Consider the following 14,044-nt stretch of genomic DNA (forward strand, 5'->3'; position numbering starts at 1 on the left):
TTTACCCATAAGGGCATGGCTGATATGCTGCCCGCTACTTTAAATGTGATGGAAGGAAAACCCATGACCACCCCGACTTTTGACACTATCGAAGCGCAGGCAAGCTACGGCATCGGCTTGCAGGTAGGACAGCAGCTGAGCGAATCCGGCCTGGAAGGTCTGTTACCGGAAGCGCTGGTGGCGGGTATCGCTGACGCGCTGGAAGGCAAGCAGCCCGCTGTGCCGGTTGACGTTGTGCACCGTGCGCTGCGTGAAATCCACGAACGTGCTGACGCCGTACGTCGCGCGCGTTTCGAAGAGATGGCGGCAGAAGGCGTGAAATATCTGGAAGAGAACCGTGAGCGTGAAGGCGTGAACAGCACCGAGTCCGGCTTGCAGTTCCGCGTAATCAATCAGGGTGATGGCGCAATCCCGGCGCGTACCGACCACGTTCGCGTACACTACACCGGTAAGCTGATCGACGGTACCGTGTTCGACAGCTCCGTCGCACGTGGCGAACCGGCTGAGTTCCCGGTCAACGGCGTTATCGCAGGCTGGATCGAAGCCCTGACCCTGATGCCAGTAGGTTCCAAATGGGAACTCACTATCCCGCACAACCTGGCTTACGGCGAGCGTGGCGCTGGCGCGTCCATTCCGCCATTCAGCACCCTGGTGTTTGAAGTCGAGCTGCTGGAAATCCTGTAATCGGTTTTTCTTATTTTCCTCTCTCCGATCGGGGAGAGGAAAATAGCGATAAAACCCGGAGTTACGACGAAATCAACATTTTGTATTGCAAACGAAACTGTTACGTGTATTTTTGTGAGCTGTTTCGCGCTGTATGAGTGATATGACACTCACTTTCAACATATTATTAACATAATATTCAAATCATAGTATTCATCCCGCCGATTCTTACCTACTATCGATTAGTCCTTACACAGGGTCCGTCATTTATTTGGCGTATATAAAGGCCAGAAGAGCCTTAACAACACAGACAGGCATAAACAGGAAAATATCACATGGTAGATCAGGTCAAAGTCGCCGCCGCAGAAGAGGCGACGTCTGAACAGTCGCTACGGCGAAATCTCACGAACCGTCACATTCAGCTTATTGCCATTGGTGGAGCCATCGGCACCGGGCTGTTTATGGGCTCGGGCAAAACCATCAGTCTTGCCGGCCCGTCGATCATCTTCGTTTATATGATCATCGGTTTTATGCTCTTTTTCGTGATGCGTGCAATGGGTGAATTGCTGCTCTCGAATCTCGAATACAAATCCTTCAGCGACTTCGCGTCAGACCTGCTCGGCCCGTGGGCGGGCTATTTTACCGGCTGGACCTACTGGTTCTGCTGGGTGGTTACCGGCATGGCGGATGTTGTCGCTATTACGGCCTACGCCCAATTCTGGTTCCCCGGCCTGTCGGACTGGGTGGCCTCGCTGGCGGTGATTGTTCTGCTGCTGAGCCTGAACCTCGCCACCGTTAAAATGTTCGGTGAGATGGAGTTCTGGTTCGCGATGATCAAAATCGTCGCCATCATCGCGCTGATTGTCGTCGGGCTGGTGATGGTGCTGACGCACTTCCAGTCGCCAACCGGCGTACAGGCCTCGTTTGCCCATCTGTGGAATGACGGCGGCTGGTTCCCGAAAGGGATCAGCGGCTTCTTTGCCGGCTTCCAGATTGCGGTGTTTGCGTTTGTCGGGATTGAGCTGGTCGGTACCACGGCGGCGGAAACCAAAGATCCAGAGAAATCCCTGCCGCGCGCGATCAACTCCATTCCGCTGCGTATCATCATGTTCTACGTGTTCGCGCTGATCGTCATTATGTCCGTGACGCCATGGAGCTCGGTGGTGCCAACCAAGAGCCCGTTCGTCGAGCTGTTCGTGCTGGTGGGGCTGCCTGCTGCCGCGAGCCTGATTAACTTCGTGGTGCTGACCTCTGCGGCCTCTTCCGCGAACAGCGGCGTCTTCTCCACCAGCCGTATGCTGTTCGGTCTGGCGCAGGAGGGCGTTGCTCCGGGCGCCTTTGCCAAACTGTCTAAACGCGCGGTACCGGCGAAAGGGCTGACCTTCTCCTGCATCTGTCTGCTGGGTGGTGTGGTGATGCTCTACGTCAACCCGAGCGTAATCGGCGCGTTCACCATGATCACCACGGTGTCGGCGATCCTGTTTATGTTCGTCTGGACCATCATCCTCTGCTCGTACCTGGTGTACCGCAAGCAGCGTCCACACCTGCACGAGAAGTCGATCTACAAGATGCCGCTGGGCAAGCTGATGTGCTGGGTGTGCATGGCGTTCTTTGTCTTCGTGCTGGTGCTGCTGACGCTGGAAGAAGATACCCGACAGGCGCTGATGGTCACGCCGCTGTGGTTTATCGCGCTGGGGCTGGGCTGGCTATTTATCGGTAAGAAACGTATGGCGGGCATGCGCTAAGCATGTTGCCGGGTGGCGCTGACGCTTACCCGGCCTACGTTCGCGGATGTTGTAGGCCCGGTAAGCGCTAGCGCCACCGGGCTTTTTTATTTACCCGATAATGCACGCGGGAACAGAACGTTATTCTCAAGACTAATGTGTTCCATCAGATCGTCGATCATCTCGTTAATGCCATTGTACATGGCTTTCCAGGTGGTGCACGCTTCTGGTGGCGGTGTGACGTTGTCGGTGGTGTGTTTGATCACTTCCAGCAGTTCGCCGGCGTCATCATGTTCGCTTTCCATCACGCTGATGGGCCCCATGGCCTGGCTGCCCATGCCCTGTTTGATCATCGGGAAGAGGATCTGCTCCTCTTTCATCATGTGGCTGGAAAGTTCTTCGTGCAGCATGGTCAGGTATTTCGCCAGGCCGCGCGGTACGGAAGGTTTATCGGCATGAACGCGTTCAACTTTGGTCGCCTGTAAAATCAGCTCCGGTAGCTGCTCGCGGTGACGATCGTGGTAACGCACAATGATGTGGTCGATGATTTCAGCCAGCGGCGCGGTGCGCCAGTCTTTGTCGACAGGCTGTTCAGCCAGCTGAGCCAGCTCCGCTTCGATAGCCTCCACATCCAGCTCTTTACGCGACGCTGCGCGCGCCAGCGTTTGCTTACCACCGCAGCAGTAATCCATATCGTATTTACGGAACAGCGCAGAAGCGCGAGGGATGGAGAGCGCCAGCTCGCCTAAGGGTTGGTCGCGGAAGGCCATAGCAGTTACCTCATCATCAGAAATATAAGATGCATTTTAAATGCATCTTTAGGTGGATACTATAACCCTTTAGAGGCAAGGGTGAAAATGAGAAGGGGATCACAAAAAAAAGCGTGCTTTTAACTTGCTGATTGAATGCAGAAAAGGGCTTTCGAAAGTTTTTAAAGGTGGAGAAACAGTAAACAACCTGCCGCGCGTGCCGATAGATACAGGTCAGACAATACCTGTATATAAAAAAGGCAACGCATGTTTAAACGTATAAAAGTCATTACTCTTTTGATTTCGGTGCTGCTTGTGCTCGGCATCATGCAGCTGATCTCCGCCGGCATTTTCATTAACGCACTCAATAACGATAAAGAGAACTTCACCGTTTCTCAGCTTTCCAGCCAGAACGTCGCGGAGTTTACCGACGCCTGGATCAGCCTGAACCAGGCGCGCGTCACTCTCAACCGCGGCATGTTGCGCCTGCAAAGCAGCATGGCGTCGCAGATTAACGGCGGACAGCTGAACGAGCTGGTCAATACCGCGAAAAACCTGCTGGCCGATGCCCAGACCCATTACGATAAATACTACGCGCTGCCGGAAACGCCGGGTATGGACGAGCACCTGGCCGATCGCCTGGAAGAGCAGTACCGCGTCTACTCCGCCACGCTGACGCAAATGAACGTTCTGCTGGGGCAGGGCAATCTGGAAGATATGTTCAAACAAAATGCCGAACAGAAGCAGACCGCGATGCAAAAGGTTTATCGCGAGTGGCGTGAGGCGCAGGCCGCGCTGACCGCCAAAGGTATCCAGGACAATGAAAGCGACTACAAACGCATTCTGTGGATCCTTTCTGCGGTGATGCTGCTGGTGATCGCGGTGATTATTTCCAGCTGGATTGCGATGCGCCGCGTGCTGCTGCTGCCGCTGGAAGAGGTGATCAACCATATCCGCGCCATTGCCGCAGGGGATTTAACCCAGCCGATTCAGGCTGAGGGTAAAAATGAAATGGCGATCCTGGCGCGCAACGTTCAGGAGATGCAGACTGCGCTGGCCAACACGGTGGGCGTGGTGCGTGAAGGCGCAGATACCATCTACACCGGCGCGGGTGAAATCTCGGCGGGCAGCAACGATCTCTCCTCTCGTACCGAGCAACAGGCCGCTTCTCTGGAAGAGACGGCAGCCAGCATGGAACAGTTAACCGCCACCGTGAAGCAAAACGCCGATAACGCGCGTCAGGCGTCGCGTCTGGCGCTGGACGCCTCCTCCACCGCGAAGAAGGGCGGTAACGTGGTCGAGGGCGTTGTGCGCACCATGGACGAAATCGCCACCAGTTCCAGCAAAATCGCGCAAATTACTAACGTGATCGACGGCATTGCTTTCCAGACCAATATTCTGGCGCTGAACGCGGCGGTAGAAGCGGCGCGCGCGGGCGAGCAGGGACGTGGCTTCGCGGTTGTCGCGGGCGAGGTGCGTACCCTTGCCCAGCGCAGCGCACAGGCGGCGAAAGAGATCAAAGCGCTGATCGATGATTCCGGCGAACGCGTCAACGCGGGTTCTCAGCTGGTAAATGAAGCGGGCGCGACGATGGCGGAGATCGTCGATGCGGTTACGCGCGTGACGGACATCATGGGTGAGATTGCGTCGGCCTCCGACGAACAGAGCCGCGGTATCGACCAGGTGGGTCAGGCGGTGGCGGAGATGGATCGCGTCACCCAGCAGAACGCCTCGCTGGTGGAAGAGTCTGCGGCGGCAGCGGCGGCGCTGGAGGATCAGGCTGCACGCCTGAACGACGCGGTGGCGGTGTTTAAGATCACCCGTAACCAGGCGGTGAAAGCCGCGCCGGTAAAGACCTATGCACCTAAAGCGCAGCCCGTCGCGGCGGCGTCTGAAGCGAACTGGGAAACGTTCTGATACTGTGCCGGGTGGCGCTGACGCTTACCCGGCCTACGGTTTGTAGGCCCTGCAAGCGAAGCGCCGCTGGGCGAAAAGCTCACCCCTCCGACGCCGGAACGACCATCGGTTTTTCCGGCTTCGCTCTCACCGCAATCACCACCCCAACGACCAGCAGCGCGATCCCGCAGGCCGTTAGCAGCGGCGGCACGCTCTGACGCATCAGGAAGGTATAGAGCAGCCCGGCCAGTGTCTCAAAGACAATCAGCGGCCCCAGTATCACCGTCGGCAGCTTCTGGCTGGCAATGTTCCAGCACAGCGCGCCCACCCACGAACAGAGCACGGCAATGGCGACCATTAGCCCGACGAATACCCACGGGCGCGGTCCGAAGGGCAGGGTAAATGCCGGTTGCTGGCTACCCAGCCAGACACACGCGCCCACATAGCCCAGCAACGAGACAGGGAGGGTGACCAGCGCCTGCGCCGTCGCCCACATCATCGGATGTTTATCCGGGTTTTCCCGCAGCCAGCGTGCGTTGCGCAGGGCATACCAGGCCCAACAGACAACCGAGATAAACGCCAGAAAGATCCCTGAACCGTAACGCCACAAGCTGAAGTTTTCGAGGCCGTGGCGAAGCTCGGCAATATTCACGCACACCAGCCCCACGGCGATGCAGACCAGAGCGGGCGCCATTTTTGACCACGCCAGTTTGCCGTCACGCTGGCTGTAAAGCAGGTTCGCGAAAACCGGGATGACCACCGGCAGCGTGCCGATAATCATGGTGGACACCGGCGCACCGGTGCGCTGAATGGCGCTCGCCAGACAGACGTAGTAGATCAGATTACCCATCATGGTCAGCGCCAGCGCGGTGAGCCAGTCCTGGCGGCCCAGCTGACGCAGACGCGCGCGCCCCAGCCACGCCAGCGGCACGGCAATCAGCCCCAGCGCCAGGTAACGTCCGGTCGACTGCAAAATTGCCGGGTACTCCGGCACAATCAGCGGGCCGACAAAAATCAGCCCCCACATCAAACCCGCAAGCAGGGCATACAACACGCCGCTAATCATTTTTCCATCCATCTTGATTCACTTTGCGATCAGTGTAGGAGGGCAAAACGCGCGCGTATTGTATGAGGTTGCGCATTAGCGCGGCATAACCTGTTTCTGGTAGCGCACGGGCGTGATGCCGTAGCGACGGGTGAAGGCGCGGGTTAAATGCGACTGATCGGTCAGCCCGGTCGCGGCGGCCACCTCGGCGGCGGGCATGCCGTGGGTGAGGAATGCCTTTGCACGCCACAGCCGGATGGCCATCAGCATCTGGTGGGGCGTAACGTGGAAATGGGCTTTGAACTGGCGCTGAAAATGGTACGGGCTGAGCGAGACAACGTTAGCCAGCTCGTCCAGGGTCAGCGAGCGCATATAGTTGTCGTGCAGATAATCGCGAACGCGTTCGAAGCGGTGCGCGGCCTCCTGCACCACCGGCGCATGGTGGGCCAGCGGCTGAAAAGTCTGAATCAAATCCAGTAGCAGCCCCTTCTGCGCCAGCGGATCGTTGGTGTGCCACAGGCCGTAAATTAACCGGCCAATCTGCTGCGAGCGCAAAGGGTCGTGGCGCGTGACGTCATTAAACCACCAGTGACGCAGGCCGGTAACCTCTTCCAGCAGGTCGGGTTCGATGTAGACCATCCGGTAGCGCCAGCCGCCTTCGGTGGCGGATTCCCCGGTGTGGATCTCGTCCGGGTTCATGGTCACGACGGATTTTTCCGCGGCAAGATGCTGGGTACCGCGATAGCGGAAGCGTTCGGCACCGGTTTCGATGGTGCCGATACCGAAGGCTTCATGAGTGTGAGGCTCAAAGGCGTAGTCAGAGATATGGGCGTGATAAAGCTCCAGGCCCGGCAGCTGCGCCAGATGGCGAAAGCGCGCGCTGTCTCTCTCATCAGTGAACTGTTCCGGTACGCCTTGCACGGTAAGCCTCCTTGTGGGTCATCGCTTCATTATCAGAGATGACCCGAGGGGATGCCACAAAAAATAACCAATTTTTAACAACTACAGGATGGCTTTGACACTTTCCGCCAGTGATGTGGTTGGGCGGCCGATCAGTTTGCTCAGGGTACGGCTGTCGTCGAACAGGCCGCCTTTGGACGCGCCGGTGTCGGAGTCCGCCAGCATCTCCGCCAGCCCGGCAGGCAGACCAACGCCCTTCAGCGCAGCGGCGAAATCGGCTTCGCTGAGGTTCTGATACGTTACCGGCTTACCGCTCTGCTTGCTCAGTTCCGCAGCCAGTTCGCTCAGCGTCCAGGCATTATCACCCGCCAGTTCATACACCTTGCCGGCATGACCCTCTTCAGAAATCACTTTCGCTGCCGCCGCCGCGTAATCCGCACGGGTCGCAGAGGCAATTTTGCCTTCGCCTGCGGCACCCATAAATACGCCGTGTTCCAGCGCTGGCGGCGCGCTTGCCAGGTAGTTTTCGGTGTACCAGCCGTTGCGCAGCAGGGCGTAAGGCACGCCGGAGGCCGCCAGGGCATTTTCGGTTTCGACGTGCTCAACGTGCAGACCCAGCGGAGATTTGTCAGCATGCAGCAGGCTGGTATAGGCGATGAATTTCACCCCGGCGGCTTTGGCGGCGTTTATCACGTTCTGGTGCTGTACGGCACGCCGGCCCACTTCGCTGGAGGAGATGAGCAGCAGTTTATCCACGCCGTTCAGCGCGGTGGTAAATCCGGCTTCATCGGTGTAATCCGCCTGACGCACAACGACCCCTTGCTGACGCAACGCTTCGGCTTTCGCCGGGTTACGCACAATAGCCACGATCTGGCTGGCCGGAACGGTTTTCAGCAGTTCTTCAATAACGTGTTGGCCAAGCTGGCCAGTTGCGCCGGTAATCGCGATCATGATGAATCTCCTTCGTGTTTGTCTGGTGTTGTGGCACACTATCACCATAACTAACTTTTAGTAAGTACGTACAAAAAGGTAAGTATGAAAACAACAATACCAACGCTCAGCGAGCAAATGCGCGATGGCAACCTCTTTGCGGAACAGTGCCCGTCACGGGAGGTGCTCAAACACGTAACCAGCCGCTGGGGCGTGCTGATCCTGGTGGCGTTACGTCAGGGGACGCATCGCTTCAGCGATCTGCGCCGCAAGATGGGCGGCGTCAGCGAGAAGATGCTGGCTCAGTCTTTACAGGCGCTGGAGCATGACGGGTTTGTCGATCGCGTGTCGTATCCGGTCGTGCCGCCGCATGTGGAGTATAGCCTGACGCCGATGGGGCAGGAGGTAAGCGAGAAGGTGGCCGCGCTGGCCGACTGGATTGAGGTCAATACGCCGCAGGTGATGGCAAACCGGGAAGAGCGTGCGGCATAAAATGCCGGGTGGCGCTTGCGCTTACCCGGCCTACGGGATCGAGGATTGCGCGTAGGCCGGGTAAGGCGAAGCCGCCACCCGGCACAATCATCGCTACCTGCTCAAATCCACCTGATAAATCGCGAATCCAATATCATCCGTCGCGACCTTTTGCATCGGATACTGCGCCTTATCCTTGATAAACGCGGCTGCTTTATCGGACGGAGATGTCTCAAAGCGAATATCCAGCTTAGTGTCGCTGTGGATCGGCGCAAGTCGCCAGTTGTTATCCACCGCCGGATGAATTTCACCCGTCTTTTTCGACTCCGCGCTGATCCACGCCGCCAGCACCGAACGGTTCTCATCCGGCGAGGCAAAGGCGATGTGGCTGTCACCCGTACCGGCAAACTTGCCGCCATAGGCGCGGTAGTTGTTGGTCACCACCAGGAAAGTGGCATTCGGATCAATCGCTTTGCCGTTGAAGGTCAGGTTTTTGATACGTTCTGCCTGCGGATTAATGGCCTGACATTCGCCGTCATATTTCGCGGGCTGGGTAACGTCAATCTGATATTCCACGCCGTCGATCACGTCGAAGTTGTAGGTGCGGAAACCGTCCCAGTTAATCAGCGACTGCGGTTTGCTGCTGTGCGGATCGATCTGGTTGAACTGCCCGGCAGAGCACTCCAGCCACTCCTTCACCTCTTTCCCGGTAGCTTTCACCACTACGAGGGTGTTGGGATAGAGGTAGAGATCGGCGGCATTACGGAAGGTCAGCTGGCCTTTCTCCACCTCAACGTAGCTGGCCGGATCGTTCTTCCGCCCGCCCACTTTGAATGGCGCCGCGGCAGACAGTACCGGCAGATTTGCCAGATCCGGATCGCCCTGAATATAGTGCTCCGCATAGGCTTTCTGCGCCATGTTGACTACCTGCACGGTCGGGTCATCCTGTACCAGCGCGAGGAAGCTGTACATGTTATCAGCCGATTTACCGATCGGCTTGCTGACAAATTCACGCGTCGCGTCGTGGTCATGCTTCAGGATGTCGACCAGCTTTTTATCTTCCCCTGCCAGAGATTTTTTGGCCGCTGCGTCGTAGATCGGACGCGCTTCCGCTTTCGACTGCGTGACTTTCCAGCTTCCGCTGTCGTTATTCAGCACCAGATCCACCACGCCAAGGTGGTCGCCCCACATGCCCGGCATCACCGATGGCACACCGTTGAGCGTCCCTTTTTCGATGTCCGCGCCTTTGATATCAGCGAAATCTTTGCCCGGGAAGACGGCGTGGGCGTGACCAAACAGGATCGCATCCACGCCCGGCACCTGGCTGAGATAGTACACGGAGTTCTCAGCCATCACCTGATACGGGTCGGCCGAGAGGCCAGAGTGCGCCACGACGACGACCACATCCGCCCCTTTCACCCGCATCTCCGGCACGTATTTGCGCGCGGTTTCGGTAATGTCGTTGACGGTCACTTTCCCGTCGAGGTTGGCTTTATCCCACGTCATGATCTGCGGCGGCACAAAACCGATATAGCCGATTTTCAGCGTCTGTTTTTTAGCGTCCTGGTCGACAACCTCGGTCTCTTTAATCAGATAAGGGGTGAAGAGCGGCTTCTTCGTCTTAACGTCGATGATATTGGCGTTAACGTACGGGAATTTTGCGCCTGCCAGCGCGTCGTGCAGGTATTTCAGGCCGTAGTTAAATTCGTGGTTGCCCAGGTTGCCGACGGCATAGTCCAGCGTATTCATTGCCTTATAAACAGGATGGATCTCGCCTTTTTTCAGCCCCTTCGCCGCCATGTAGTCTCCGAGCGGGCTGCCCTGAATTAAGTCCCCGTTATCGACCAGCACGCTGTTTTTCACTTCACCGCGGGCGGCGTTGATCAAACTTGCCGTGCGTACCAGTCCGAATTTTTCCGTAGGGGTATCTTTGTAGTAATCGAAGTCCATCATATTGCTGTGCAAATCGGTGGTTTCCAGAATACGGAGATCCACCGTCGCTGCCTGAACGCTTGCCGCAATCAGCGTTGCCAGGAGCGTTGCGCTAAACTTAATCATCTGAGGAGTCCTTTTTTCGATCCAAGCCACAAAAGAATATGTATGTAGTATTTGTTGCTTACAGAAGTGTGAATGCTGCCAGAAAAAAGGGCGCTGAAACCAGAATTGCTTCACAGATAGCGGAATTGTTCACATTACGATATAACTAAAACAATAAGTTATGCCCACTGCGTTAACGAAGAGGTGGAGAATGTTAGATAAAATTTGTCAGCTCGCACGGGATGCGGGTGATGCCATTATGCAGGTGTACGACGGTGCGAAACCGATGGATGTTGTCAGCAAAGCGGATGACTCCCCGGTGACGGCGGCGGATATCGCGGCGCATGCGGTGATCCTGAAAGGTTTGCAGGCCCTGACGCCGGATATTCCGGTCCTTTCTGAAGAAGCGCCCCAGAGCTGGGATGAACGTCAGCACTGGCAGCGTTACTGGCTTGTCGACCCGCTGGACGGCACGAAAGAGTTTATCAAGCGTAACGGTGAATTCACCGTCAACATCGCCCTGATTGAAAAAGGAAAAGCGGTGCTTGGCGTGGTTTACGCCCCGGTGATGAAAGTAATGTACAGCGCGGCGGAAGGTAAAGCCTGGAAGGAAGAGTGCGGCGTGCGTAAGCAGATCCAGGTGCGTGATGCTCGTCCTCCGCTGGTGGTGATCAGCCGCTCGCACAGTGACAGCGAGCTGGAGGAGTATCTGCAACAGCTGGGTGAACACCAGACGACGTCGATTGGCTCGTCGCTGAAGTTCTGTCTGGTGGCGGAAGGGCAGGCGCAGCTGTACCCCCGTTTCGGGCCGACGAACGTCTGGGATACGGCGGCAGGGCATGCGGTGGCGGCGGCCGCTGGCGCGCATGTGCATGACTGGCAGGGTAAGCCACTGGACTACACCCCGCGCGAGTCATTCCTGAATCCGGGCTTCCGGGTATCACTTTACTGAGTCAGTAGCTTATGCAGCAGGGCAACCACCTGCTGCACCTCATCCTGCGTCAGCGCGCCGTCTTTAACCCACTGTACGCGACCGTTTTTGTCCAGCACGACAATCGCTGAACTCTCTTCTTCCAGCTGCCACGCCTTACGCGTCACGCCGTTGCTGTCGACAATAAACTGCGACCAGGGATAGAGCTTCTTATTGCTCTCGAGGCTTGAGCGCACAAACATCCCGGAGCCGGGAATCGCGTCGTCGGTGTTCACGATGGTGGTGGTCTGGTAGCGATCGTGCGGGAGTTTTGCGGCTTTGATCGCTTCCACGAGGGTGGCATTTTTCTCTTTAGCGGATGTACGTCCGGCAATATGTTGTACAACTCTCACTTTGCCCGCAAGCTGCGCGCTATTCCAGGCTTTATAGCTAAACTTATCATTGTCGAGAATCAATTCTCCCCGGTCAGCAATCCCGACCGGCGGGACACGTTGTCCTTTTTCAATGTTGTGTGCGGAAGCCATCAGCGGCAGCAACAGGCAAGCTGCTGCCAGGAGGTTACGTAGGGTCATGGTGTTTCCTTATTGTTAGCAGGTGATCCGACCACTTGGTCATGCGCTTTTAATCATAAGTGCGATCAATAGGCTTTTCCCGCAATCCCGATGCCAGATTGCGGGCGAACGCACATATCCATGCAAAAACGACGGCATATACTGCGCTGTATCACGCTTTGCAAAGATTATTCTGAATAATTGTAATCAAACGGTAAATAAACTTATGCACACTGGGTAAGTACGAGGTTCTGGTCTATAGTCATTGGGCATCAAAATTTGCGCTCAGGACAGTCGGGCCGATTGTGGCACCGCAAGAGCGTATGATTCGCAGGAGATACAAGAATGAAAATTTTCCAACGCTACAACCCGCTTCAGGTGGCGAAGTACGTGAAGATCCTGTTCCGTGGACGGTTGTACATCAAGGATGTTGGCGCTTTTGAGTTCGATAAGGGCAAAATCCTTATCCCAAAAGTGAAGGACAAACAGCACTTGTCTGTGATGTCCGAAGTCAACCGTCAGGTTATGCGTCTGCAAACTGAGATGGCTTAACCAACGTGCTATGCAGTAGTAGTTAAAAAGACGGCTCCCGATGGGAGCCGTTGATGTTTGTGGGACATACAAAGGATTACGCCGACACCTTCTCTTCGGCATCCGGCAGTTTCGGCACCAGCACGGTCGGTTTGCTATCAATACGCGTTACCAGCAGCTGGTCGATGCGGTAGTTATCAATATCCACCACTTCAAACTTGAAGCCGGAGAACTTCACCGAGTCGGTACGTTTCGGGATTTTACGCAGCATAAACATCATAAAGCCGCCGATGGTCTCGTAGTTGCCGGACTGCGGGAACTCGTCAATGTCGAGTACGCGCATGACGTCTTCAATCGGCGTACCGCCATCGATGAGCCATGAATTTTCGTCACGCTGAACAATCTGCTCTTCCAGCCCCTGGCCGACCAGGTCGCCCATCAGGGTCGTCATAACGTCGTTGAGGGTGATAATGCCCACCACCAGCGCGTATTCGTTCATGATCACCGCGAAGTCTTCCCCGGCGGTTTTGAAACTTTCCAGCGCTTCGGAGAGCGTCAGGGTGTCCGGCACTATCAGGGTGTTGCGGATCTGCACGCCGCTGTTCAGCGCCAGGCTCTGGTTTGCCAGCACGCGGTTCAGCAGGTCTTTGGAGTCCACATAGCCGATGATATGGTCGATATCTTCGTTACAGACCAGGAACTTGGAGTGCGGGTGCTGCGCCACTTTGGTCTTCAGGCTCTGCTCGTCTTCATGCAGATCGAACCAGATGATGTTTTCACGGCCGGTCATGGAGGACGGCACGGTACGGGATTCCAGTTCGAAAACGTTCTCAATCAGCTCGTGCTCCTGCTTACGCAGCACGCCTGCCAGCGCCCCGGCTTCCACCACCGCATAAATATCGTCGGAGGTGATGTCGTCTTTACGCACCATCGGCAGCTTGAAGATGCGGAAAATGACGTTCGCCAGGCCGTTAAAGAACCACACCAGCGGACGGAAGACATACAGGCAGAAGCGCATCGGGTTGATGATACGCAAAGCCACAGCTTCTGGCGCAATCATACCGATGCGTTTCGGGGTCAGGTCCGCGAATAAAATGAACAAGCCGGTGACCAGGGAGAAGGAGAGGATGAAGCTCAACTGCTCGGCCAGCTCTACGGACATGTACTTAACAAAGAGGCTATAAAACGCCGGAGAAAACGCTGCATCGCCCACGATACCGCCAAGGATGGCGACCGCGTTCAGGCCAATCTGCACCACGGTAAAGAACATGCCGGGGTTTTCCTGCATTTTCAGAATGCGTGATGCGTTGATGTTGCCCTCGTCGGCAAGCAGCTTCAGTTTGATTTTACGGGAGGCAGCCAGCGAGATCTCCGATATCGAGAAAAATGCACTGACGGCAATAAGACAAAGTATTACTAAAATACTGTTTAACATAGTTTATCCGGCTTCTCGCCAGATCCTCAGAAGGGGAGTTGATACCATTCGTGTGAAGACACATTGAACTCAGCTCGTAGCGTTGAGCCGATTATTTCAGCGGTAGTATAGCGTAAAGACGTGTAAACCTGCCAGAGGTCACGTTTTCGGCAAAAAAAGCCGGGCCGGCATGGGGCCGATC

General features: G+C 56.2%; 13 protein-coding genes. 6 read left to right on the forward strand and 7 right to left on the reverse strand.

Annotated elements, in window-relative coordinates:
* The first annotated feature begins 63 nt into the window (after positions 1-63).
* Both fklB and cycA read left to right on the forward strand, forming a co-directional pair.
* Positions 64-684, forward strand: coding sequence for an FKBP-type peptidyl-prolyl cis-trans isomerase (gene fklB / locus LOC22_RS13070; protein WP_008502892.1), 621 nt, complete (start codon positions 64-66; stop codon positions 682-684).
* 314 nt (positions 685-998) lie between these two features.
* Entirely contained in the window at positions 999-2,408 is a 1,410-nt protein-coding gene (gene cycA, locus LOC22_RS13075) for a D-serine/D-alanine/glycine transporter (protein WP_047364843.1), read from the forward strand.
* Positions 2,409-2,494: 86 nt separating this feature from the next.
* Here cycA and ytfE read toward each other — a convergent pair whose 3' ends face one another.
* Positions 2,495-3,157, reverse strand: a complete 663-nt coding sequence (gene ytfE, locus LOC22_RS13080; protein WP_017383941.1) for an iron-sulfur cluster repair protein YtfE — start codon at positions 3,155-3,157, stop codon at positions 2,495-2,497.
* Positions 3,158-3,403: 246 nt separating this feature from the next.
* Between ytfE and LOC22_RS13085 the strand changes: the two genes are divergently transcribed.
* On the forward strand, positions 3,404-5,053 hold the full coding sequence (locus LOC22_RS13085) for a methyl-accepting chemotaxis protein (protein ID WP_060460247.1): 1,650 nt from the start codon (positions 3,404-3,406) through the stop codon (positions 5,051-5,053).
* A gap of 79 nt (positions 5,054-5,132) precedes the next feature.
* Here LOC22_RS13085 and LOC22_RS13090 read toward each other — a convergent pair whose 3' ends face one another.
* From LOC22_RS13090 to LOC22_RS13100, 3 genes are all read right to left on the reverse strand, one after another.
* On the reverse strand, positions 5,133-6,098 hold the full coding sequence (locus LOC22_RS13090; RefSeq protein WP_017383939.1) for a DMT family transporter: 966 nt from the start codon (positions 6,096-6,098) through the stop codon (positions 5,133-5,135).
* A 75-nt stretch (positions 6,099-6,173) separates the two neighbouring features.
* A complete protein-coding gene (locus LOC22_RS13095; protein ID WP_017694662.1) occupies positions 6,174-6,998 on the reverse strand; it encodes an AraC family transcriptional regulator in 825 nt (274 codons plus the stop codon).
* An 81-nt stretch (positions 6,999-7,079) separates the two neighbouring features.
* On the reverse strand, positions 7,080-7,928 hold the full coding sequence (locus tag LOC22_RS13100) for an SDR family oxidoreductase (protein ID WP_047364837.1): 849 nt from the start codon (positions 7,926-7,928) through the stop codon (positions 7,080-7,082).
* Between the two features lie 84 nt (positions 7,929-8,012).
* Here LOC22_RS13100 and LOC22_RS13105 point away from each other — a divergent pair, with 84 nt between their 5' ends.
* Positions 8,013-8,399 carry a winged helix-turn-helix transcriptional regulator gene (locus LOC22_RS13105; protein WP_017694660.1) on the forward strand — a complete coding sequence of 129 codons (387 nt, stop codon included), beginning with the start codon at positions 8,013-8,015 and terminating at the stop codon, positions 8,397-8,399.
* A gap of 93 nt (positions 8,400-8,492) precedes the next feature.
* On the opposite strand, the gene LOC22_RS13110 is transcribed toward LOC22_RS13105, so the two are convergent.
* Positions 8,493-10,436 carry a bifunctional 2',3'-cyclic-nucleotide 2'-phosphodiesterase/3'-nucleotidase gene (locus LOC22_RS13110; protein WP_230238951.1) on the reverse strand — a complete coding sequence of 648 codons (1,944 nt, stop codon included), beginning with the start codon at positions 10,434-10,436 and terminating at the stop codon, positions 8,493-8,495.
* A 190-nt stretch (positions 10,437-10,626) separates the two neighbouring features.
* Between LOC22_RS13110 and cysQ the strand changes: the two genes are divergently transcribed.
* Positions 10,627-11,367, forward strand: a complete 741-nt coding sequence (cysQ, locus tag LOC22_RS13115; RefSeq protein ID WP_015572488.1) for a 3'(2'),5'-bisphosphate nucleotidase CysQ — start codon at positions 10,627-10,629, stop codon at positions 11,365-11,367.
* On the opposite strand, the gene LOC22_RS13120 is transcribed toward cysQ, so the two are convergent.
* Positions 11,361-11,918, reverse strand: coding sequence for a YtfJ family protein (locus LOC22_RS13120; protein WP_017383934.1), 558 nt, complete (start codon positions 11,916-11,918; stop codon positions 11,361-11,363). The genes cysQ and LOC22_RS13120 overlap by 7 nt on opposite strands.
* Before the next feature lie 324 nt (positions 11,919-12,242).
* On the opposite strand from LOC22_RS13120, the gene LOC22_RS13125 reads away from it, so the two are divergent.
* Positions 12,243-12,449, forward strand: coding sequence for a DUF1107 domain-containing protein (locus LOC22_RS13125; protein WP_003856054.1), 207 nt, complete (start codon positions 12,243-12,245; stop codon positions 12,447-12,449).
* Positions 12,450-12,525: 76 nt separating this feature from the next.
* Here LOC22_RS13125 and LOC22_RS13130 read toward each other — a convergent pair whose 3' ends face one another.
* Entirely contained in the window at positions 12,526-13,863 is a 1,338-nt protein-coding gene (locus tag LOC22_RS13130; protein WP_006810357.1) for a hemolysin family protein, read from the reverse strand.
* Between the last annotated feature and the right edge of the window lie 181 nt (positions 13,864-14,044).

The sequence above is a fragment of the Enterobacter sp. AN-K1 genome (assembly GCF_020971765.1).
GTDB classification, from domain to species: Bacteria; Pseudomonadota; Gammaproteobacteria; order Enterobacterales; family Enterobacteriaceae; genus Enterobacter; species Enterobacter hormaechei_C.